Consider the following 21,152-nt stretch of genomic DNA (forward strand, 5'->3'; position numbering starts at 1 on the left):
GTCTGTCAAACACGCTACGGCGATGCAGTTACGGCGCGGTTAATGGAGCCGACGACATTCGACGCATCACTTTTGCATCGCAACACGGATTGACGGCGGATGCTGCAGTGCACAAATGTGACGGGCCGTAGCCGTTCGGGCCGGACGACGGTGGCACCCCGATTATTCGCGGGCGCGCGGTCGAGGCCGTGGCGCCGCAGGAGATGCTTCATGACCCCATCCTACGCCCCGGCCGCCGACACGGTCCGCAACGGCCTCGACGGCGCGAAGGCCGGCGCCGCGGCGCTGAGCCAGAGCGTTGGCGCCGCCGCCCGCACCAGCCAGACCATCGGCATCGAGTGGATGGACTTCCTCAAGCAGGTCAGCGCCGAGGTCACCGCGACCACGGAAAAGGTCGTGAAGGCCGGCAGCCCGGCCAAGGCGATCGAGATCCAGAGCGCGTTCGTGAAGACCTCCGGCGAGCTCTGGATGGCGCGCGCGGCGACCTTCCGCGACCTCTACGCCACGCTGGCCCAGGACATGACGAAGCCGTTCACGACGCTGGCCGGCCGGTCCGCCACGGCGGCGGCGGCGCGAACCGCCGCCTGATCCGTTTGCGGGTGCGGCGGCCCGCTCCCGGACAGTTGCGCGCAGACGACTGGCGAAACCGAATCCCGCCGCCTAGATTGGCTCAGACGCGGCCGGGCCCGTCGCAGCGACGCGACAAGCCCCGGTCGGCACGAAGGAGCCGGTTCCATCACGATGACAGACGTCCCGATGCGGGGCACCGCTCATCCCCACGACTCGACAGGCCGGCCTTCGCTCGAGGCGGTGCGATTCACGACGACCGCCTCGGACCCCGGGGACCCGGGCGGCGACGATCGCTCGAATACGGCGATCATCACCCGTACCAAGCCGAAGACCAAGCGGCCGAGCCTGTATCGGGTGCTATTGCTCAACGACGACTACACGCCGCAGGATTTCGTCGTGCTGGTGGTCGAGCGTTTCTTCAACAAGACCCACGAAGACGCCTACCAGATCATGATGCACGTGCATCATAACGGCGTCGGAGAATGCGGGGTGTTCACCTACGAGGTCGCCGAGACCAAGGTGACGCAGGTCATGGACTTTGCGCGCAAACACCAACATCCTCTGCAGTGCGTTATGGAAAAAAAGTAGGCTCACGCAGCACAAAGGCTCGAGCATTGCCCAGCTTCTCACGCAGCCTTGAACAAGCTCTCCACCGCGCCCTGGCGCTGGCCGGCGAGCGCCGGCACGAATACGCCACGCTGGAGCATCTGCTCCTGGCGTTGGTCGACGACCAGGACGCCGCCGCCGTCATGCGGGCCTGCAACGTCGAGATCGACACGCTGAAGCGCAGCCTCGTCGAGTACGTCGACACCGAGCTTTCCAACCTCACCGGCGACGGACGCCAGGACGCCAAGCCCACGGCCGGCTTCCAGCGCGTGATCCAGCGCGCGGTGATCCACGTGCAGTCCTCGGGCCGCGAGGAGGTCACCGGCGCCAACGTGCTGGTGGCGATCTTCGCCGAGCGCGAGAGCCACGCCGCCTACTTCCTGCAGGAGCAGGACATGACCCGTTACGACGCGGTCAACTACATCAGCCACGGCATCGCCAAGCGCCCCGGCGCCTCCGAGGCGAAGCCGGTGCGCGGGGCAGACGACGAGGGCTCGAACGAGCGCCCGAGCGACGACGGCGAGAACCGCACGAAGAAGAAGGGCGACGCCCTCGACGCCTACTGCGTCAACCTCAACAAGAAGGCCCGCGACGGCAAGGTCGACCCGCTGATCGGCCGCAAGAGCGAGGTCCAGCGCACGATCCAGGTGCTGTGCCGCCGGCAGAAGAACAACCCGCTGCTGGTCGGCGATCCCGGCGTCGGCAAGACCGCGATCGCGGAAGGGCTCGCCCGCAAGATCGTGCAGAAGGAGGTGCCGGAGGTCCTGGCCGACGCCACCGTGTTCTCGCTCGACATGGGCACGCTGCTCGCCGGCACGCGCTACCGCGGCGACTTCGAGGAGCGCCTGAAGCAGGTGATGAAGGAGATCGAGGCGCACCCGAACGCGGTGCTCTTCATCGACGAGATCCACACCGTGATCGGCGCCGGCGCCACCTCCGGCGGCGCGATGGACGCCTCGAACCTGCTCAAGCCCGCGCTTGCCGCCGGGACCCTGCGCTGCATCGGCTCGACCACCTACAAGGAGTACCGCCAGTACTTCGAGAAGGACCGCGCCCTGGTGCGTCGCTTCCAGAAGATCGACGTCGCCGAGCCGTCGATCCCGGACGCGATTGAGATCGTAAAGGGCCTGCGGCCCTATTACGAGGAGTTCCACAAGCTCAAGTTCACCACCGAGGCCGTGAAGGCCGCGGTCGAGCTGTCGGCACGCTACATCAACGACCGCAAGCTGCCCGACAAGGCGATCGACGTGATCGACGAGACCGGCGCGTCGCAGATGCTGGTGCCGGAGGCGCGCCGCAAGCGCGTGATCGGCATCAAGGAGATCGAGGCAACGATTGCCACGATGGCGCGCATCCCCCCGAAGACCGTGTCGAAGGACGACGCGGTGGTGCTCCAGCACCTCACCGAGAACCTGAAGCGCGTCGTCTACGGCCAGCCCAACGCCATCGATGCGCTGACCTCGGCGATCAAGCTGGCGCGCGCCGGCCTGCGCGACCCGGACAAGCCGATTGGCTCCTACCTGTTCGCGGGACCGACCGGCGTCGGCAAGACCGAGGCCGCCAAGCAGCTGGCGTCGTCGCTCGGCGTCGAGATGCTGCGGTTCGACATGTCGGAATACATGGAGCGCCACACCGTCTCGCGCCTGATCGGCGCACCGCCCGGCTATGTCGGCTTCGACCAGGGCGGCCTGCTGACCGACGGGATCGACCAGCACCCGCACTGCGTGCTGCTGCTCGACGAGATCGAGAAGGCGCACCCGGACCTGTTCAACATCCTGTTGCAGGTGATGGACCACGGCAAGCTCACCGACCACAACGGCAAGCAGGTCGATTTCCGCAACGTGATCATCATCATGACCACGAACGCGGGCGCGTCCGACCTCGCGAAGTCGGCCTACGGCTTCACCCAGGCCAAGCGCACGGGCGACGACGTCGAGGCGATCAACAAGCTGTTCGCGCCGGAATTCCGCAACCGGCTCGATGCGATCATCTCGTTCGGCCACCTGCCGAAGGAGGTCGTGGCCAGGGTCGTCGATAAGTTCGTGCTCCAGCTCGAGGCGCAGCTCGCCGATCGCAACGTCACGATCGAGCTGTCGGACGAGGCGCGCGCGTGGCTGGTCGAGCACGGCTACGACGATGCGATGGGCGCCCGCCCGATGGCGCGGCTGATCCAGTCGAGCATCAAGACGCAGCTCGCCGACGAGGTGCTGTTCGGCAAGCTGAAGAACGGCGGCGCGGTCCGCGTCATCGTGCGCAAGCCCGAGGATGCGGAGGCGAAGGCCGGCGGCAAGGAGACGCTGGGCTTCGAGTTCCCAGCCGGCCCCGTGGTGCCGAAGCCCGAGGCGGACGTGACCAACGCGGTCAAGAAGCACAAGCGCGCCAAGCCCCGGGCCGCGGCCCGCAAGAAGACGCCCAAGGACGACAAGGGCGGCAATTCGGGTGGCGGCGGCGTCCGCACGGTGCCGAAAGTCCCCCTCGTCCGGGCTTGACGCCGGAGCGACGTGAGCCCGATCGACCTGGCCCCGGAGCGCGCCTCGCGCTCCGGGGCCTTGCGCATGACGGCGAATGCGGCTTTCAGGTTCGCGGACGATTGCACCATGGACGCGGCGGCCGACCGTCGCCGCGAAGGATCGAGCGGGCGTGACGATGAGCGAACTGCATGAGGGCCCCCTCCTGCCCGTCGATCAGCCCACGGCGGCGCCCGCCCGACCGAAGCCCGTCACCCGACGCGAGGAGCGCCGCCGCCGCCGGACCCGCCGCCGCCGCGGCGAGGAGATCCTGGCCTGGGTGCTGGTGCCGCTGATCTGCCTCGGGATCTACTGGGGCATCAATGCCGGCTTCGAGTTCATGGGAACCTCGCCGGGCCAGGTCTGGGACCAGCTGATGCAGGTCAAGGCGATGATGGAGAAGCGCGCCTGATCGCGTCGCTCCGGTCGCCGCACGCACTCGCGCGAACGGAGCCGTCATGTCCCTCACCCGTCGCGCCGCACTGATCGGCGCCCTCTTCGCGGCTCCGGTCGTGAGGGCGGCCGGTCGCGACGGGCCGGTGATCGTCGTCGGCGCCGGTGCGGCCGGGCTCGCGGCCGCCGACATCCTGCGCCAGGCCGGGCGTCCCTTCACCGTGATCGAGGCGCGCGACCGCATCGGCGGTCGCGCCCATACCGAGCTCGGGCTCGGGCCGGACTGTCCCTTCGATGCCGGTGCCGAGTACGTTCACTGGGCCGAGCGCAATCCCTGGCGCGCCGTCGCCGAACGCGAGAACGTGCGGATCGCCGGGCAGGAAGGCTGGGCGCGGATCCTGTTCGTCGACGGGCGCCCGGCGACCGTGACCGAGCGCAACCGACGCCGCGCCGCCTTCTCCGGCCTCGACGCCGCCCTGAAGCCGGTGGACGGCCCCGACCGGTCGCTTGCCGAAGCCGCCGCCGCGGCCGGGCCGGACATGGCGCAGGCGGCGGCGGGCCTTGCCCGGCTGTCGCTCGGCGAGGAGCCCGAGCGCGTCTCGGTGCTCGACTACGACCGGCTGTGGTCCGGCACCGACCTGTGGCTCGACGGCTACGGCAGCCTGGTCCGGCGCCGCTTCGCGACGATGCCGGTCTCCCTCGGCACGGCCGCGACCGCCATCGATTGGACCGGCGAGGGCGTGCGGGTGACGACTCCCGGCGGCACGCTCGACGCCGCGGCGGTGATCCTCACCGTTCCGGTCGGCGTGCTGGCGGCGGGCACGATCCGCTTCACGCCGGACCTGCCGGCCCCGACGCGGGATGCGCTCGGCGGCCTCGGCATAGGCGCCTACAGCAAGGTCGGCCTCCGGCTCGATCCCGCCCGGATCGACCTGAAGGCGGTGGGGGACGCAGTGTCCGTGGCGCACCGCGGCGACCAGGACCGGACGATCTACTTCGAGGTCTCGCCGTTCGACCGACCGCTCGCGGTGGCCAACATCGGCGGCGACGGATCCCGTGCCCTGTGCGAGCTCGGCGAAGCGGCGGCCGTCGCCGAGGTCACGGACCGGCTGGTGGCGATCCTCGGCACGCAGGCGCGCGGCGCCGTGACGGCAGGCAAGCTTGCCGGCTGGTGGACCGATCCGCATGCGCGCGGCAGCTACGCGATCGCCCATCCCGGCCATGCCGACGCCCGGACCGCCCTGCAGGCGGCGATCGGCGACCGCATCTTCCTCGCCGGCGAAGCCTATGCCGGCGGCGGCGCCATGACGGTCGGCGGCGCGACCCTCGACGGCGAACGCGCCGCGCGGGCCGTCCTGCGGATGCTGGGCTGAGGGGGATCGGACGCGGATCTCGCGTGCGGATCGGGGTGCAGGCCCTCTCCCATGCGGGAGAGGGGGTCGTGACGTGCGACGCTCTCGCGAGAACCGTCGAGCCGCCCCCTATCCCAAGCGCAGGGCATGCACCGAGAACAACCTCTCGGGGTCGGTCCACACCGTGACCGGCGACCACCCGGCCTCCGCCGCCAAGGCGCGAAAACCGTCGAGCGTGTACTTGTAGCTGTTCTCGGTGTGGATCGTCTCGCCCTCGGCGAAGGCGAAGGCGTGTCCGGCCACCGTCACCGTCTGGTCGGCGCGGCTCACGAGATGCATCTCGATCCGCGAGGCCGCGCGGTTGAACACCGCCCGGTGCGCGAACGCGGCGGCGGCGAAGGTGCCGGACAGGTCGCGATCGATCCGGGTCAGCAGATTGAGGTTGAACGCGGCGGTCACGCCGGCCGCGTCGTCGTAGGCCGCCTCGAGCACCGCGGCGTCCTTGACGAGGTCGACGCCGACGACGAGCGTCGCGCCCTCCCCCAGCACGTCGCCGAACTGGCGCAGCAGGCGGGCGGCCTCCGCGGGCTCGAAGTTGCCGATGGTCGAGCCCGGGAAGAACCCGGCGCGCGGGGCGTCGCCGAGGTCGTGCGGAAGGGCGAAGGGCTGGGTGAAGTCGGCGGCGATCGGCGCGATGCGCAGGGCGGGATGATCACCCTGGAGCGCGGCCGCCTCGCTGCGCAGGAACGTCTCCGACACGTCGACCGGGACGTAGGCCGCGAGGTCCGGCATGTGCCGGAGCAGGCGACGGACCTTCACGGTCGAGCCGCTGCCGAACTCCACCAGCGCGGCGCCGCGCGGCAGGGCGGCGGCTATCTCGGCGCCTCGCATGTCGAGGATGCCGAGCTCGGTCCGGGTCGGGTAGTATTCCGGCAGCCGCGTGATCTGCTCGAACAGGTCGGACCCGACGGCGTCGTAGAAGTACTTCGCCGGCAGGGTCTTCTGCGGCTTCGCGAACCCGGCCAGCACGTCTTCGAGGAACGCCCGGTCGTCGGGCAAGTGGGCGAGCGGCGTCGCGTCTGCGAAGACGGGCTTGATGGTCACGCGCGGTACTCCGGGATGCGACGTCAGGCGCGGGACTGCGCGAGGCGCAGGCCCGTGAATTGCCAGCGCTGATGCGGATAGAAGAAGTTGCGGTAGGGCAGCCGCGCATGACCCTCCGGCGTCGCCACCGACGAGCCGCGCAGCACGAACTGGTTCGACATGAACTTGCCGTTGTACTCGCCGAGTGCACCCGGCAGCGGGCGATATCCCGGGTAGGCGGTGTAGGCGCTGCGGGTCCATTGCCAGACGAGGCCGAACGCGTCGTCGAGCCCGCCGTCGCGGGCGGCGACCTCCCATTCGAACTCGGTCGGCAGGTCGCGCCCGGCCCAGCGGGCGTAGGCATCCGCCTCGTAGTAGCTGATGTGGGTGACGGGCTGCGCCGGATCGATCGGGCGCCGGCCGCCGAGCGTCATGCAGGTCCAGCCCGGCTCGCCCGGCTGCCAGTAGCCCGGCGCCTCCCAGCCCTCGGCCTGCGCCGCGAGCCAGCCGTCGGACAACCACAGGTCGGGGCGGGAATAGCCGCCATCTTCCATGAAGCGCAGCCAGTCGCCGGTCGTGACGAGCGCCCGGTCGATCGACACGGGCAGGACCAGGCTGTCGTGCCGGGGATGCTCGTTGTCGAACGAGAACCCGTCGCCGGCATGGCCGACCTGATGGATGCCGTGGGCCAGGTCGATCGTGCCGGAACGATTGGCCGCCTTCGGAAAACGCCATTCGGCGTCGTAGACTGGATGCAGCGGGTTCTGCGCGAAGGCGTGCAGGATGTCGGTGATCAGCAGTTCCTGGTGCTGCTGCTCGTGGAACAGCCCGATCTCGAGGATCGGCAGGATCGCCTCGAGCGCGCCCGGCGCGGCCTGCGCCAGCAACGTCTCGACCGCGCGGTCGATGTGGGCGCGGTAGCCGGCGATCTCCTCGGTGGTCGGCCGGGTGATCAGCCCGCGCATCACCCGCGGCTGACGTGGGCCGGCGGCGACGTAGTACGAGTTGAACAGGTAGTGCAGGCGCTCGTCGTGGATGTGGTAGCCCGGCAGGTGCTCGCGCAGCAGGAACTGCTCGAAGAACCACGTCGTGTGCGCGCGATGCCACTTGGTCGGGCTGGCATCGGCCATCGACTGGACCTGCTGATCCTCCGGCGACAGCGGCGTGGCACGGCGCTCGGTCTCGGCGCGGACGAAGCGGAAGGCGGCGATCCAGGCGTCCCGGTCCACCGGCCGGGCGGAGACGGGCGGCGGCGGGAAGGCCTGAGCGGGCGCGTCCGTCTCGCGAAGTGTCGCCGTCGCAGCCATGCTGGTCCTCCCGTCGTCCGTTGATCCGCCGGTCGCGGTTGATGGAGATATGGCCGAAGGCGCAGCCGACAACGGCAGCGCGACGATTCAGTTCGCAATAGGCTCACCGACGCCGGCCGACGCGCCGCAAGTCTGTGTAGAGCGGGGCCGCTCGACGCGGTTGATCGATCCCCGAGCCTTTTTGCAGCCGCAGTGAGATGGCCTTAACCCTCTCGTCCAAGACTGCGGGGCTCTGATGCTGGGGTACGCGTTCTGATGCGGATCGATCTGATGGCCGGAGCGAGCCTGTCGGCGGCGGCTTTGCGCGCGGCGCCCGAGCCCACCATCCTGGTGTTCGACTCGGGCCTCGGCGGCCTGACGGTGCTGGAGCAGGTGCGCCGGGCCCGGCCCGACGCGCGCTACGTCTACGCCGCGGACGACGCGGCCTTCCCCTACGGCCGGCTCTCGGAATCGGTCCTGATCCAGCGCGTGCTCGACGTGATGGCGCGCCTAATCGCGACGCACCGGCCCGACCTCGTCGTCATCGCCTGCAACACCGCCTCGACGCTGGTGCTGCCGGCCCTGCGCCAGCGCTTCCCGACGCCGTTCGTCGGCGTGGTGCCGCCGATCAAGCCGGCGGCCGAGACCAGCCGCTCACGCCTCGTCACGCTGCTGGCGACCCCCGGCACCGTCGCGCGCTCCTACACGCGCGACCTGATCATGACCTATGCCGAGGCCTGCTCGGTGACCTCGATCGGCTCGGCGAACCTCGCCAACTACGCCGAGGCGGAACTCGCCGGCACGCCGGTGGACGACGCGGCGATCGCCGCCGAGATCGCACCGTGCTTCGTCACGGCCGAGGACGGCCGGCGCACCGACGTCGTCTGCCTCGCCTGCACCCATTACCCGCTGCTGCGCGCCCGCTTCGAGCGGCTCGCGCCCTGGCCCGTCACCTGGATCGATCCGGCGCCCGCCATCGCGCGCCGGGTGACGCAGCTTCTCGGCAGCACCCCGCGCGATGCGCGCTCGGACGAGGGCCCGGTGCTCGGCGCCTTCACCGGCGGCGCGACGCTCACGGATGCGCTGCGCGCCTCGCTCGACCGGCGCGGCATCCCGTCGATCGGCGTCGACCCGATGCCGCTGACGCTGCAGTAGCGCCGCGCCGCCGCCTGGCCAGCGAGACCGGCGGGGCGCGCGACCGCAAGAAATCCATCGATCAGTGCTGGGCCGCCACGGCGCCGGGCCGCGGTCGCTCGGCGAGCGGTCGCCGGCGCAGCCCCGCCGCCTTGTAGGCCGCGAAGGCGAAGGCGGCGCCGAGCCCGAGCAGCGTGAGATCGAACCCGTAGAACGCCGCGTCGCCGGCCCGCATGCTCGCGAGCAGGTGGCGCCCGGTGGCGAGCCCGCCGACGACCGGCACGGCGGCGAGCAGCGCGGCCGCGGTCGCGAGCATCGCGGTCCATCCGGTTCGCGGCGGCAGGGCCAGCGGCACCAGCGTGGCCAGGATCCAGGCGCCGAAGAAGACCGTCACCTCGGCCTCCTTGCGCGCCGCCATCCCGAGCGGGAGCAGGCGGTTGGCCAGGAAGTAGCCGGCGATGGCGATCGGCAGCCCGGCGATGGTGCCGACGTTGAGCGCCTGCACCAGCCGCATCGCGAGATGCGCCCGCGTCGCGGTGCCGGGCTTGGGCACCCGCGCCACCGTCCAGAGGATCAGCCCGGTCGCCACCATGGCCGCGCCCATCGCGCCGCTGAGGAAGAACAGCACGCGCAGGGCCGGCCCGGCGAAATGCGCCTCGTGCAGGCCGACCATCGCGGTGAAGGTGCCGGCGGCGGGCTTCATCGCGCCCAAGGTCTCGATCACCGCGCCGCTGGTGCCGTCGAACGCCACCTGCGGATGGCGGTGCCTCAGGCCATGCGGCTCCTCGAACACCGCCACGACCGTCGCGTTGGCGTCGCCCGGGTTCTGCACGGTGATCCGCTCCAGCGGCTCGGCGTTCATCGCGAGCGCGCGCTCGACCATCGGGCCGAACGGGGCGAGCGGCGCGGGGCGTCCGGCGGGCGGGCGGGCGGCGGTGATCTGGCCGGATTCGGCGAAGAAGGCCTGCGCGTCGCCGCGATAGGCGGTGGTGACGCCCCAGGGCATGTACATCAGCGCCAGCGTCACGATCCCCGTATAGGTGATCATCAGGTGGAACGGCAGCGCCAGCACCCCGGTCACGTTGTGCGCGTCGAGCCAGCCGCGCTGCGCCGACTTGGCGTGACGGCGGAAGGTGAACAGGTCGACGAAGATCCGCCGGTGGGTGACGATCCCGGAGACCAGCGCCATGAGCATGATCATCGCGCAGCTTCCGACGAACCAGCGGCCCCAGAGCGGCGCCATGCTGAGCTCGAAGTGGAAGCGGTAGAGGAAGTCGCCACCGCGGGTGTCGCGGACGGCGACCGCGGCGCCGGTCGCGGGATCGAGCATCGCCTGGCCCGGCGGGGTGCCGGGCTTGCGGCGCCAGAACAGGTCGAGGGTCGGCCGGTCCGGGCTCGGCAGGGTGATGAACCAGCTGCGCGCGCCCTTCGCCTGCGCCTCGAGATGGGCGCGGGCGAGGTCGGCAGCGTGCCCGAGGGCGGCCGGGCTCAGCGGAGCCCCGGCCCTCAGTTCCGGCCGCATCCACTGCGAGATCTCCGAGCGGTAGTAGCTCGCCGTGCCGGTGACGAAGACGGAGAACAGCACCCAGCCGACGACGAGGCCGGACCAGGCGTGCAGCCACGCCATCGATTGCCGGAAGCCGTTGCGCATGGTTTCGCGTCCTACCAGCGGTAGCGGAGCGTGGCGTAGACCGTGCGCGGCAGCCCGTAATAGCAGCTGGTGTAGCCGTTGCAGCCGCTGACGTAGGTGTCGTCGAGGAGGTTGTTGGCGTTCAGCTGCATCGAGAAGCCGGCCAGCGTCGGGTCGAGGTTCTTCAGGTCGTAGGAGACCACGGCGTCGACCAGCACGCTTTCCGGCACCTTGAAGGTGTTGGCCGCGTCGCCCCAGGACGGGCCGAGATAGCGGACGCCGCCGCCGACCTCGAGGCCGAGCATCGGCCCGTCGAGGAAGCGGTAGGTCGCCAGAAGCGAGGCGGTCGAATCCGGCACCAGCACCGGGCGGCGCCCCTGCAGCGGCACCGTCTGCCCGGGCGCGAGGTCGTTGGCGGTCCGGCCGTCGTCGCGGACGTTGCGGATGTCGAGGAGCGAGAAGCCGCCGATCAGGGTCACGCCTTCGGTGAGGTTCGCCCGCGCCTCGAACTCGACGCCCTGCACGCCGACCTCGCCGGTCTGCAGCACGAAGCCGGTGGGGCGGCCGAGCGTGGTGTCGGCCGTCGTCCGGTTCGACTGGCGGATGTCGAAGAATGCGGCGGTGAGGAGGATGTCGGTGCCCGGCGGCTGGTACTTGATGCCGGCCTCGTACTGGTCGCTGAGTTGCGGGTCGGGCACGCGCCCGACGGTGCCGAAGGCGGTGTCGAACACCCGGCCGGCGACGATCGGCTCGAAGGCCTGGCTGTAGGACACGTACGGCGCGACGCCGGACTGGAACAGGTAGAGCAGGCTCGCCCGGCCCGTGAAGGCGTCGGAGGCCGCGTCCTGCAGCGTCAGCGTGCTTCCCGTCGCGGTGAACGACCGGGTCGGGCCGGTCTGGCGGGCGACGTCGTAGCGCCCGCCCAATGTCAGGATCAGGCCGTCGACCTTCATCTGATCCTGGAAGTAGACGCCGGTCTGCTGCGCGTCGACGCGCGAGGTCGTGTTGATGGCCGGGAACGGGATGTTCATTTCGTAGTTCGGCGCGAGCGCGTTCAGGTCCGGCGCGTTCGGGAACGGCGTCCCGCTGGCGCGCGTGCTGAAGGTGCGGTGGTCGACGCCGAGGAGCGCCGTGTGGGCGATGGGGCCGGTGTCGAAGTTGGCCACGACGTTCGAATCCATCGTGTAGGCTTCGGCCGCGACGATGTTGCCGATGACGGCGCGCGGCAGCAGCGGGCCGGTGGCGAACGGGCCGTTGCGGGGGCTGAACGCGCTGTAGACGCTGCGGTAATCGCCCTGCGTCCGCAGGTAGCGCCCGGCCGAGTGGAAGCGCAGGTTCTCGTTGAAGCGGTGGTCGAAGAGGTACTCGATCGACGCTTGGGTCCGGTCCGAGCGCTCGATGTTGCGGTCGCCGTCGTAGAAGTTCACCGGCAGTCGCCCGATCACGCCGCTGCCGAAGCTGCGCGGGAACACGGTGCCCACCGCCGGGAAGCCGCCGTAGAAGCCGGAGAACGGATCGCGCTGGTAGTTGCCGATGATCGTCAGCTGGGTGTCGGTGGAGGGCCGCCAGGTGACGCTCGGGTTGATCAGGGCGCGCTCGACCCGCGTCGTGTCCACCGGGCCGTCCCCGTTCCAGCCCGCGCCGACGATGCGGTAGGCGAACTGGTCGGCGAGCCAGGGCACCTCGGACTGGATCGGGCCGCCGACGTCGATGCCGCCGCGCACCTCGTTGAAGCCGCCGCCCTGGACGAAGACCTCGCCGTGGCGGACGAATTGCGGGACCTTCGAGACGAGGTTGACGATACCGCCCGGCCCCGACTGCCCGTAGAGCACCGAGGCGGGCCCCTTGATCACGTCGACCCGCTCGAGGCGGTAAGGATCGATCGTCGCGTTGGCGTCGCGGCTGGCGATCAGCGCCATGCCGTCGAGGAAGACCGGCGCGTTGAAGCCGCGGATCAGGAACTGCTCGAGCCGGGTCGAGCCGGCGCCGCCGCGCTGCTCGGTGGTGACGCCGGGCGTGTAACGCAGGGCCTGGTTGATGGTGAGCGCGTTCTGATCCTCGATCTGCTTGCGCCCGATCACCGAGATCGACTGCGCCGTCTCCACGATCGGCGTGTCGGTCTTCGTGGCGACGGTGCTGCGGCTGGCGACGTAGCCGGGCACGGCACCGGACGCGCCGCCGGGACCGTAGAGCGATCCGCCGAGGCTGCGGCCGGCGCCCTCGCCGGTGACGCTCAGCTCGCCGAGCTCGATGTCGGTCGTCTGCGCGGGCTGGGCCGAGGCGGAGGACGCGACCGAAATCGCGCATGTCGTCGACAGAAGAGCGACGATCAGAGCGCTGCGGCACCGACGTGCGGACGCGGACCGCACGACGGACGGACAGTAATGAATCATCTTGCCGACCCTAGACGCGACACGAAACAGCAGAGACCCGCCGCGTGGACTTGCGCATCACGGCGGCGTGATCGGGTTATCGGTAAGTTCTCGCGGCAACACAATTTCTATCTTATGGAAACATTCCAGGGTAACTTCGAAACGTTCCAGGCTGGAACGGGGTGTCGGGCGGCGGCCAGCATCACGCCCCTAGGGGAACAGCCCGTTTCGGCACCGTTTCCATGGAGGAGACCAGCGGCACCGCGCCATAACTCACGATGAAAACCGAGCGGCCGTTGTGACCGATCGGTAACACCCGACGGTTGCGACGCCGCGAAGGATCGTGTCAGGCCGGGACCGTCATCCGGCTCGGATCGACCCAGGCGCCGAGCGTCTCGGTCCGGTCCTGCGATAGGATCTCGGGGGGCACGTCGGAGACCGGCTCCGCTTCGGGGCGTTCGGCGCCGAAGGCCGCGAGCGCCGCGCGGGTCTCCGGATCGTGGCAGGCGCGGTCGAACGCGGCGCAGTCGAGGCAGGCGAGGCGCCCCGCCTCGAAACGGGCATAGACCCGGCCCGAGCCGGCCTCGGCGAAGCGGACCGAGCGCAGCCGCCGGGCGCATTGGCGCAGGAAGCCGGTGTTCCGTTCCGGCGCCAGGGCTACGGCGTCGGGATAGACCTCCGCCGGCGAGAGCGCGTCGATGTTGATCTTGGTGTAGCGCGCGATGTCGATGAGGCAGCCGGCATCGAGCACGGTGAGGTCGCCGTTCTCGCCGAAGGCGACCGTGCGCGGGCGCTCGCCCTGCGGCACGCTGTTGTCGAGGAACTCGTAATGCACCTGCTTGCCGGCCTTGGCCGCCCAGGTGAAGAACAGCTCCGGCATCCCGGTGAACGCCTCGACGTTGTGGGCGAGAAGATCGTCCACCGCCTTGTAGCGGCCGAAGATCCGCCCGCGGATCCAGGCGCGCTCGACGGTGGCGTCGGGCGGCGTAATCATGAACAGCATGAAGACGCGGTGGCCGAAGCGGGTCAGCAACTGGCTGCCATCCTGCGTGCGCGAATCGGCGTTGAAGCTGTCGAACCGGAACCGGTCGATCAGCAGATGCGACATCCGCCCCTCGCGGGCCTTGCGCGCCATGTAACGATCGAGCTTGCGGTCGACGATCTCGACCTCGTGGCCCGTGAGCGTGCCGGCATAGCCGATCGCATCGCCGATCGAATCGTAGTCGAGCAGGAACTTGCGCCAGATATCGGGGGTGATCACCGCGAAATCAGACCAGGATTCGCCGAGCCGCCGGGCCAGCGCCCGCTGGAGCGGACGCATCGTGCTCTTGCCCGAGGCGGAGGCGCCCTTGACGTTCATCACGATCGGCGCGGCCTGCGCACGGACCGGAACGTAGCCCTCCCGCGCCACGGCCTCGGCGAACCACGGCTCGATCAGGCAGCCGATCCGGCGGCTGCCCTCGTCGTTGGCGACGAGCGTCGTCGCGAGGTTCGCAAGCAGGGCGCGGTCGCCGACGAGCTTGCCGCGATGCCGGACGATCCCCGACGCGACCTTGTGCAGGGCGGCGCTCGCCGCAAGCTCGAGCGCGTTTTCGCTGGCCGCGGCGCGGACGCACCATGCGGCGCAATGGGCGAGCGCGCGCTCCTCCGGGGATCGCGCGTCGTCGGCGACGGGGGCCGGCGGCGCCGCGAGGCCGAGCACGTGCCGCCAGGTTCTCGGCGGAGGGGGCGGCGGCGCGGGCGGCGCGAAAGCCGCGTCGAGTTCCACGGCGATCCGGGCGCGCGCCTCGTCCGCCACGGCGCGAAGGGTCTCGGCGATCCGGTCCGCATGCGGCGCGATCGCGGTCGCGAGGATGTGGGCGACGATCGCGCGGAAGTTGACGCCGAGATCGCCGTAGGTCTCGCCGACGGGGACCGAGAGGTCGGCCATCACCCGGATCAGCAGCTCGTGCACGACGAGGCGATCCGGCCGGAAGGCGACGATCTCCGGCATCGGCAGGCCCGAGAAGGCGGAAAGCTCCATCGCCTCGGCGAGGGGCGTCGCGACGTTCTCGGGGCGGTACAGGGTCGTCAGCGGCAGGAAACGCCGCGGCAGCGTCGATTCGATGCCGGGATTCCACGGCCCGCGCCCGACGAGGCCGTCGTCCGGCAGGGCGTAGCCGGCCGGTGCCGCCGAAGCGCTCATCGCATCACGACGCGGGTCCGGCTCAGGCCGCCTCGGCCGGGGCCCGGAACAGGCTGGCGCAGCCGGAGCCGCGATGCATGCTCAGGATCGAGGCCCGGTCGATCTCGGGATGCGCCGCGAGCACGTGCCGGACGCAGTCCACGACCTTCTCGTACTGTGCCGCCTCGTAGTTCCGCTCGAGCGGACTGACGGCGATGTAGGTCTCGACCACCAGCACGCGCTCGGCGCGCTCCTGCGTGACCTCGACGGCGATCCAGGACGACTTGATGAGGCGGGAACTCGAAAGCATGGGCGTACCTCCGTTGGTCTTCGCTCGTTGATCGAGCGTCGTTTGACCGGGAGGATGAACCCGTATCCTGCCCGTGCCAAGTGCCTTGCTGGAAAGACAGGTGGGCGGCCGCGAACGTCGTCGGCCTGCGCGATGAATGCTGCGACGAGGGCCGCCAGATCAATCGAGCTCGCCGGCGGCCGAGATCGCCTGATCAAAGCCCGCCTGGTCGCCCAGCCATACGATCATCGACAACACGAGGCCGAGGCCGACGAGGTAGAGGATCGCGAACGCATCCCCGTTGCCCCGGCGCGTCGACAGCGCCAGCCAGGCGAACGGGAGCGATTGGATCGCCAAGGCGGCGGGAACATTCATCGTGTCGATCCGTCGGACGACGCAAGATGCCCTGCGCGGCCTGCGCCGACAACAACAATCGGCCCGCGTGAATGCGGAATTCGATCGATTTCAGGGGCGACATCTTGCGGTTGCACAAGTCGAGGCGGATCGTAAATTTGGTCGGCTCGCCCGATCGGCGGGCCCGGCATAGCGGAAATCGGGGCAACCGACGCCTTCGTTTGGCATATTGCATGCCATTCCATCTTCGGTCATCTTGCCGGCAACGGTCGACAAGGCCGACGTCGAGCAAGGCAACAGGGATGGAGCGTCGCAATGCCCCTCGGGCGTGATGAGGGCCTTCGGGCAGCCGCGGCCGGACCTGCGCGCTCGGACGCCCCGCACCGGGTCGGCGCATGCGTGACCCTGCGGCAAGCCGGGCTTGGCCGGCACCGGACTTTTATTGACTTGACGATGCGCGAGCGCACCCGCCAGGCATGAGGCCTGACGGGATCGCGGCGCGACACCTTCGAAGCCGGGCGGCATCGCCGGCATCCCGATCCACCGGACTCGAGAAGATCAGAGACAGACCATGAGCAAGGCCCTGGAAGGCGTCAAAATCCTGGACTTCACCCACGTCCAGTCCGGCCCGACCTGCACGCAGCTGCTCGCGTGGTTCGGCGCCGACGTGATCAAGGTCGAGCGTCCCGGCGCCGGCGACGCGACCCGCGCCCAGCTCCAGGACCTGCCCGACGTGGACAGCCTGTATTTCACCATGCTGAACCACAACAAGCGCTCGATCACGCTCGATTCGAAGACGCCGAAGGGCAAGGAGGTGCTCTGGCGCCTGGTGAAGGAGTGCGACGTGCTCGTCGAGAACTTCGCCCCCGGCGCGCTCGCCCGCATGGGCCTGACCTGGGAGAAGATCCACGAGGCCAACCCGCGCATGATCCTCGCCTCGGTCAAGGGCTTCGGGCCGGGCCGCTACGAGGAATGCAAGGTCTACGAGAACGTCGCGCAATGCGCCGGCGGCTCGGCCTCCACCACCGGCTTCCGCGACGGCATCCCGATGGTGACCGGCGCCCAGATCGGCGATTCCGGCACCGGCCTGCATCTCGCGCTGGGCATCGTCACCGCCCTGTTCCACCGCACCGTCACCGGGCTCGGGCAGAAGGTCGACTGCGCGATGCAGGACAGCGTGCTCAACCTGTGCCGGGTCAAGCTGCGCGACCAGCAGCGCCTCGATCACGGCCCGCTCACGGAGTACAGCCAGTTCGGCGAGGGCATCCCGTTCGGCGACTCGACCCCGCGCGCCGGCAACGATTCCGGCGGCGGCCAGCCCGGCCGCATCCTCAAGTGCAAGGGCTGGGAGCACGATCCCAACGCGTACCTGTACTTCATCACCCAGGCCGCGGTCTGGGCGCCGATCTGCGACATCATCGGAGAGCCGGGCTGGAAGACCGATCCGGGCTACGCCACGCCCAAGGCGCGGCTGCCCCACCTGAACGAGATCTTCACGCGCATCGAAGCCTGGACGATGAAGCACGACAAGTTCGAGGCGATGGACATCCTCAACGAGTACGACATCCCCTGCGGCCCGATCCTGTCGATGAAGGAGATCGCCGCCGACGAGTCGCTGCGCAAGACCGGCACGATCGTCGAGGTCGAGCACCCGACGCGCGGCACCTACCTGACCGTCGGAAACCCGATCAAGCTGTCGGCGAGCTCGAGCGAGGTGACGCGCTCGCCGCTGCTGGGCGAGCACACCGACGAGATCCTGCGCAGCGTCCTCAAGTACACCGATGCCGAGGTCGACGAGATCGCCCATTCCGGCGCCGTCGGACGGATCGAGAAGATCGCGGCGGAGTAGGCCCGCGGATCGCATCCGACCATCGCGGCGGAAGCGGGCCAACCCGCCTCCGCCCGTCATCCCCGGGGCTGCGTCGCAGAGCCCGGGATGACGGCGAGCATCCCGGGGCGGCCGAGGTCACCCGTGCATCCGGCATCCTCCTGGACGAACGGGTCGAGGCGGACCATCCCACCGAAACGACGAGGATCCCATGCGCATCGCCTTCATCGGTCAGCAGGATTTCGGCAAGGCGGTGCTGGAGGCCTTCCTGAAGCGCGGCGACACGGTGGCCGGCGTGTTCTGCGCGCCCGAGAAGGAGGGCGCCAAGCCCGACGTGCTCAAGACCGCGGCGCTCGAGCAGGGGCTGCAGGTGTTCCAGTTCCCGAGCCTGAAGAGCGCCGAGGCGGAGGCCGCGATGCGCGGGCTCGACGCGGAGATTGGCGTCATGGCCTACGTGCTGCAGTTCGCGCCGCAGGACTTCGTCACCATCCCGAAGCACGGCACGATCCAGTACCATCCCTCGCTGCTGCCGCGGTATCGCGGGCCGTCCTCGATCAACTGGCCGATCGCGAAGGGCGACACGAAGACCGGGCTGACGATCTTCCGCCCGACCGACGGCCTCGACGAGGGCCCGATCCTCCTGCAGAAGACCTGCGACATCGGCGCCGACGACACCCTCGGCGACGTCTACTTCAACAGCCTTTTCCCGATGGGCGTCGCGGCGATGCTGGAGGCGGCCGACCTCGTCGTCGCCGGCCGGCACATCGAGATCGACCAGGACGAGGACGCCGCGAGCTACGAGGGCTGGTTCCGCGCCCGCGAGGCGACGATCAACTGGGGCGCCCACGCCAACCAGATCTACGACCTGATCCGCGCCGCCAACCCCGCGCCCGGCGCCTGGACCACGGTGAACGGCGCCAAGCTGCAGATCTTCGATGCCCGCCTGCACCCGGTGCGGACGCTCGGCGGCGTGAAGGGCAAGGTCGGCGAGGTGATCGCGATCGGCGACGACTCGATCCGCGTCGCCGCGCAGGGCGGCCAGATCGAGATCTTCAAGGTGAAGCCCGAGGGCGGCAAGAAGGTCTCGGCGGTGGAGTTCGCGCAAGGCGGCGGCGTGAGCGTCGGCACGATCCTGGGCGGCTGAGCCTCGGAACGAGGACCCGAGCGCGCTGGCGATCGGCCGACGCGTCGATCGCGTCAGGCCGTCGGCCGAGGCCCGTAGCTCCTGAACTTCTCGATGTTGCGCGCGATCTCGTCGTCGGGCAGCACCACCGGCGTGCCGACCTGCAGCGCGATCGCGTATTGCCGACAAAGGGTCTCGATCTCGACCGCGAGCCACAACGCCTTGGCGAGGTCGGGGCCGGTGGCGATCATGCCGTGGTTGGCGAGCAGGCAGCCGTTGCGGTCCTCCAGCGCTTCGAGCGCTAGGCGCGAGAGCTCCTCGGTGCCGAAGGTGGCGTAGCCCGAGCAGCGGATCGTCGGACCGCCCACGGCCGCGATCATGTAATGCACCGCCGGGATCGTCTGGCGGCACATGGCGAAGGCGGTGCCGTGGTCGGGATGCGCGTGCACCACCGCGTTCACCGCCGGCTTGTCCTGCAGGATGTCGCGATGGAAGCGCCATTCCGAGGACGGGCTCAGGGGATGGTCGAAGCTGCCGTCCATGCGGAGGAAGACCACGTCCTCCGGGGCCATCCGCCCGCTCGGGATGCCCGACGGCGTGATCAGCAGGCCGTCGCGCCAGCGCAGCGAGACGTTGCCCGAGGTTCCGCGGTTGAGGCCCTGCGCATCGAGGCCGCGCGCGGCCTCCACCACCGACGCCCGCGCCCTGGTCTCGTCGGCGTCCATCCGCAATCCTCCGGTTCCCCTCCCCCCGATATGCGCGAAGGCCCGGCACCGTAAAGACGGTGCCGGGCCTCGTCGCGTTCGGACCTGTCGGTGGGGTGGCGCCCTCAGGCGGCCACGACCCCGCGGGTGGTGGTGGCCTCGGGCGCGGCGAGCATCGCGTTGGCGACCACGCGCTTGCGCCAGGGCTTCAGCACCGCGATCGCGAGGATCGAGGCCAGGATGTTGGCGCCGGCGGCCATCAGGAACACGCCGTCCCAGCTGCCGGAGCTCTGCTGCAGGTAGTTCGCCGCCGGCACCAGCAGGGCCGCCGTGCCCTTGGCGGTGTAGAGCAGGCCGGCATTGGTCGCCGCGAACTTCGAGCCGAAGGTGTCGGTGCAGGTCGAGGGGAAGAGCGAGTAGATCTCGCCCCAGGCGAAGAACACGAAGCCCGAGAGCAGCACGAACCACAGCGGATCGTGGCCCCAGAGGTAGAGCATGTAGATGCCGAACCCTTCCATCGCGAAGGCGATGAACATCGTGTTCTCACGGCCGATCTTGTCCGAGACCCAGCCGAAGAACGGCCGCGTCAGCCCGTTGAGCACCCGGTCGATGGTCGCGGCGAAGGTGATCGCCACCATGGTCACGCCGAGGATCGTCACCGGGATCTTGTCGACGCCGATGTCGGCGGCGATCGGCTTCAGGTTGGCGGTGATCATCAGGCCGCCGGCGCCGACGATGACGAACATGAAGTACATCAGCCAGAAGATCGGCTGCCTCGCGACCTCGCCGGGCGCGTAGTTGCGCCGGGTCTGGATCACGTTGGCGTTCACGGCGGCCTCCGGCACCTGGCCCTTCTTCGGCGAGACCAGGAAGAACGCCAGCAGGCAGACGACGAGGCCCTGGCCGAGGCCGAACCACAGGAAGGCGGCCTGGAAACCGTTCTCGGCGATCATCCACTGGATCGGGGCGACGGTGAAGGCCGAGCCGGCGCCGAAGCCCGCGGCGGTGATGCCCGCGGCCAAGCCCCGCTTGTCCGGGAACCACTTGAGCGCGCTGCCGACGCAGGTTCCGTAGACCGCGCCCGCGCCGATGCCGGCGATGACCTGGCCGAGATAGAACATGTTGAGCGAGGTGGCGTAGGAGTTGATCACCCAGCCGATCCCGCAGAGCAGGCCGCCGAACAGCACGACCACGCGCGGGCCGTACTTGTCGACGAACCAGCCCTCGACCGGCACCAGCCAGGTCTCGAACAGCACGAACAGCGTGAACGCCCACTGGATGGCGGCGCGGTCGAAGCCGAACTTCTTCTGGATGTCGGGCACGAAGAACGTCCAGCCGTACTGGAGGTTCGCGATCATCACCATGCAGATCACGCCCAGCGCGAGCTGCATCCATCGATATCCGTCGGACACCCGTCCGATCGCCGGCCGTTCTTCGTGCATCATGTCATCCTCCCAGAGGTCTCGCGTAAGGCCGGTTGTCCGGCACGTGGCGTGTCGTCTGCGTTGACCGCAGCATCGTCGTGTGGCGGCCGGCGTCCGAGCCGGCCGTCAGACGGCGCGCCATGGAACGCCGACGCCCTTCAATCCTCGATGTCGTCGCGCGAACACCGTCGTTCACGCGCGAACCGCAATGTCGGCATGATCCTGATGCCGCGTTCCGGCTTCCGATGCAGCTTCAATTGCACGGCTCATCTCGGAAAAACTTTTGGCACCGCAACAAGAAAAAGTCAGCGCCTCAGCCGGCCGATCTCTGGT

The 21,152-nt window shown here is 69.7% G+C and carries 17 protein-coding genes; 8 read left to right on the plus strand and 9 right to left on the minus strand.

What is annotated here, in order from left to right; all coding sequences use genetic code 11:
• Positions 1-210: 210 nt before the first annotated feature.
• The 5 genes from MKK70_RS06470 (at position 211) to MKK70_RS06490 (ending at position 5,449) form a co-directional block, all read left to right on the plus strand.
• Positions 211-588, plus strand: a complete 378-nt coding sequence (locus MKK70_RS06470; RefSeq protein ID WP_243946431.1) for a phasin family protein — start codon at positions 211-213, stop codon at positions 586-588.
• Between the two features lie 153 nt (positions 589-741).
• The gene (gene clpS, locus MKK70_RS06475) at positions 742-1,158 is read left to right on the plus strand and encodes an ATP-dependent Clp protease adapter ClpS (RefSeq protein ID WP_243933045.1); all 417 of its coding nucleotides are present in this window, start codon (positions 742-744) and stop codon (positions 1,156-1,158) included.
• Positions 1,159-1,184: 26 nt separating this feature from the next.
• Positions 1,185-3,665 carry an ATP-dependent Clp protease ATP-binding subunit ClpA gene (gene clpA, locus MKK70_RS06480; protein ID WP_243946433.1) on the plus strand — a complete coding sequence of 827 codons (2,481 nt, stop codon included), beginning with the start codon at positions 1,185-1,187 and terminating at the stop codon, positions 3,663-3,665.
• 157 nt (positions 3,666-3,822) lie between these two features.
• Complete coding sequence (locus MKK70_RS06485; RefSeq protein WP_147727263.1) at positions 3,823-4,095, plus strand: hypothetical protein; 273 nt, start codon at positions 3,823-3,825, stop codon at positions 4,093-4,095.
• A 46-nt stretch (positions 4,096-4,141) separates the two neighbouring features.
• Positions 4,142-5,449, plus strand: a complete 1,308-nt coding sequence (locus tag MKK70_RS06490) for a flavin monoamine oxidase family protein (protein WP_243946435.1) — start codon at positions 4,142-4,144, stop codon at positions 5,447-5,449.
• A gap of 108 nt (positions 5,450-5,557) precedes the next feature.
• On the opposite strand, the gene egtD is transcribed toward MKK70_RS06490, so the two are convergent.
• Positions 5,558-6,532: an L-histidine N(alpha)-methyltransferase gene (egtD, locus tag MKK70_RS06495; RefSeq protein ID WP_147858613.1), complete on the minus strand. Its 975-nt coding sequence runs from the start codon at positions 6,530-6,532 to the stop codon at positions 5,558-5,560.
• 23 nt (positions 6,533-6,555) lie between these two features.
• Positions 6,556-7,818, minus strand: coding sequence for an ergothioneine biosynthesis protein EgtB (gene egtB / locus MKK70_RS06500; protein WP_243946438.1), 1,263 nt, complete (start codon positions 7,816-7,818; stop codon positions 6,556-6,558).
• Between the two features lie 255 nt (positions 7,819-8,073).
• Between egtB and murI the strand changes: the two genes are divergently transcribed.
• Positions 8,074-8,952, plus strand: a complete 879-nt coding sequence (gene murI / locus MKK70_RS06505) for a glutamate racemase (RefSeq protein ID WP_243946440.1) — start codon at positions 8,074-8,076, stop codon at positions 8,950-8,952.
• A gap of 61 nt (positions 8,953-9,013) precedes the next feature.
• Here murI and MKK70_RS06510 read toward each other — a convergent pair whose 3' ends face one another.
• The 5 genes from MKK70_RS06510 to MKK70_RS06530 all read right to left on the minus strand — a co-directional run bounded on the left by MKK70_RS06510 (position 9,014) and on the right by MKK70_RS06530 (position 15,761).
• Complete coding sequence (locus MKK70_RS06510; RefSeq protein ID WP_243946442.1) at positions 9,014-10,582, minus strand: PepSY-associated TM helix domain-containing protein; 1,569 nt, start codon at positions 10,580-10,582, stop codon at positions 9,014-9,016.
• An 11-nt stretch (positions 10,583-10,593) separates the two neighbouring features.
• Positions 10,594-12,954, minus strand: a complete 2,361-nt coding sequence (locus MKK70_RS06515; protein ID WP_243946444.1) for a TonB-dependent siderophore receptor — start codon at positions 12,952-12,954, stop codon at positions 10,594-10,596.
• A 325-nt stretch (positions 12,955-13,279) separates the two neighbouring features.
• Positions 13,280-15,118 (minus strand): zeta toxin family protein, encoded by a 1,839-nt coding sequence (locus tag MKK70_RS06520; RefSeq protein WP_243946446.1) that lies wholly within the window; start codon positions 15,116-15,118, stop codon positions 13,280-13,282.
• 22 nt (positions 15,119-15,140) lie between these two features.
• On the minus strand, positions 15,141-15,407 hold the full coding sequence (locus tag MKK70_RS06525) for a hypothetical protein (RefSeq protein ID WP_147726388.1): 267 nt from the start codon (positions 15,405-15,407) through the stop codon (positions 15,141-15,143).
• Positions 15,408-15,566: 159 nt separating this feature from the next.
• Positions 15,567-15,761 (minus strand): hypothetical protein, encoded by a 195-nt coding sequence (locus MKK70_RS06530; protein ID WP_147726389.1) that lies wholly within the window; start codon positions 15,759-15,761, stop codon positions 15,567-15,569.
• A 550-nt stretch (positions 15,762-16,311) separates the two neighbouring features.
• Here MKK70_RS06530 and frc point away from each other — a divergent pair.
• Positions 16,312-17,589: a formyl-CoA transferase gene (frc, locus tag MKK70_RS06535; protein ID WP_243946448.1), complete on the plus strand. Its 1,278-nt coding sequence runs from the start codon at positions 16,312-16,314 to the stop codon at positions 17,587-17,589.
• Positions 17,590-17,779: 190 nt separating this feature from the next.
• On the plus strand, positions 17,780-18,712 hold the full coding sequence (locus tag MKK70_RS06540; protein WP_243946450.1) for a methionyl-tRNA formyltransferase: 933 nt from the start codon (positions 17,780-17,782) through the stop codon (positions 18,710-18,712).
• Between the two features lie 53 nt (positions 18,713-18,765).
• On the opposite strand, the gene MKK70_RS06545 is transcribed toward MKK70_RS06540, so the two are convergent.
• The gene (locus MKK70_RS06545) at positions 18,766-19,416 is read right to left on the minus strand and encodes a class II aldolase/adducin family protein (protein WP_243946452.1); all 651 of its coding nucleotides are present in this window, start codon (positions 19,414-19,416) and stop codon (positions 18,766-18,768) included.
• A 104-nt stretch (positions 19,417-19,520) separates the two neighbouring features.
• The gene (gene oxlT / locus MKK70_RS06550; protein WP_243946454.1) at positions 19,521-20,840 is read right to left on the minus strand and encodes an oxalate/formate MFS antiporter; all 1,320 of its coding nucleotides are present in this window, start codon (positions 20,838-20,840) and stop codon (positions 19,521-19,523) included.
• Positions 20,841-21,152 lie beyond the last annotated feature (312 nt).

The organism is Methylobacterium sp. E-041, assembly GCF_022829665.1.
GTDB lineage: Bacteria > Pseudomonadota > Alphaproteobacteria > Rhizobiales > Beijerinckiaceae > Methylobacterium.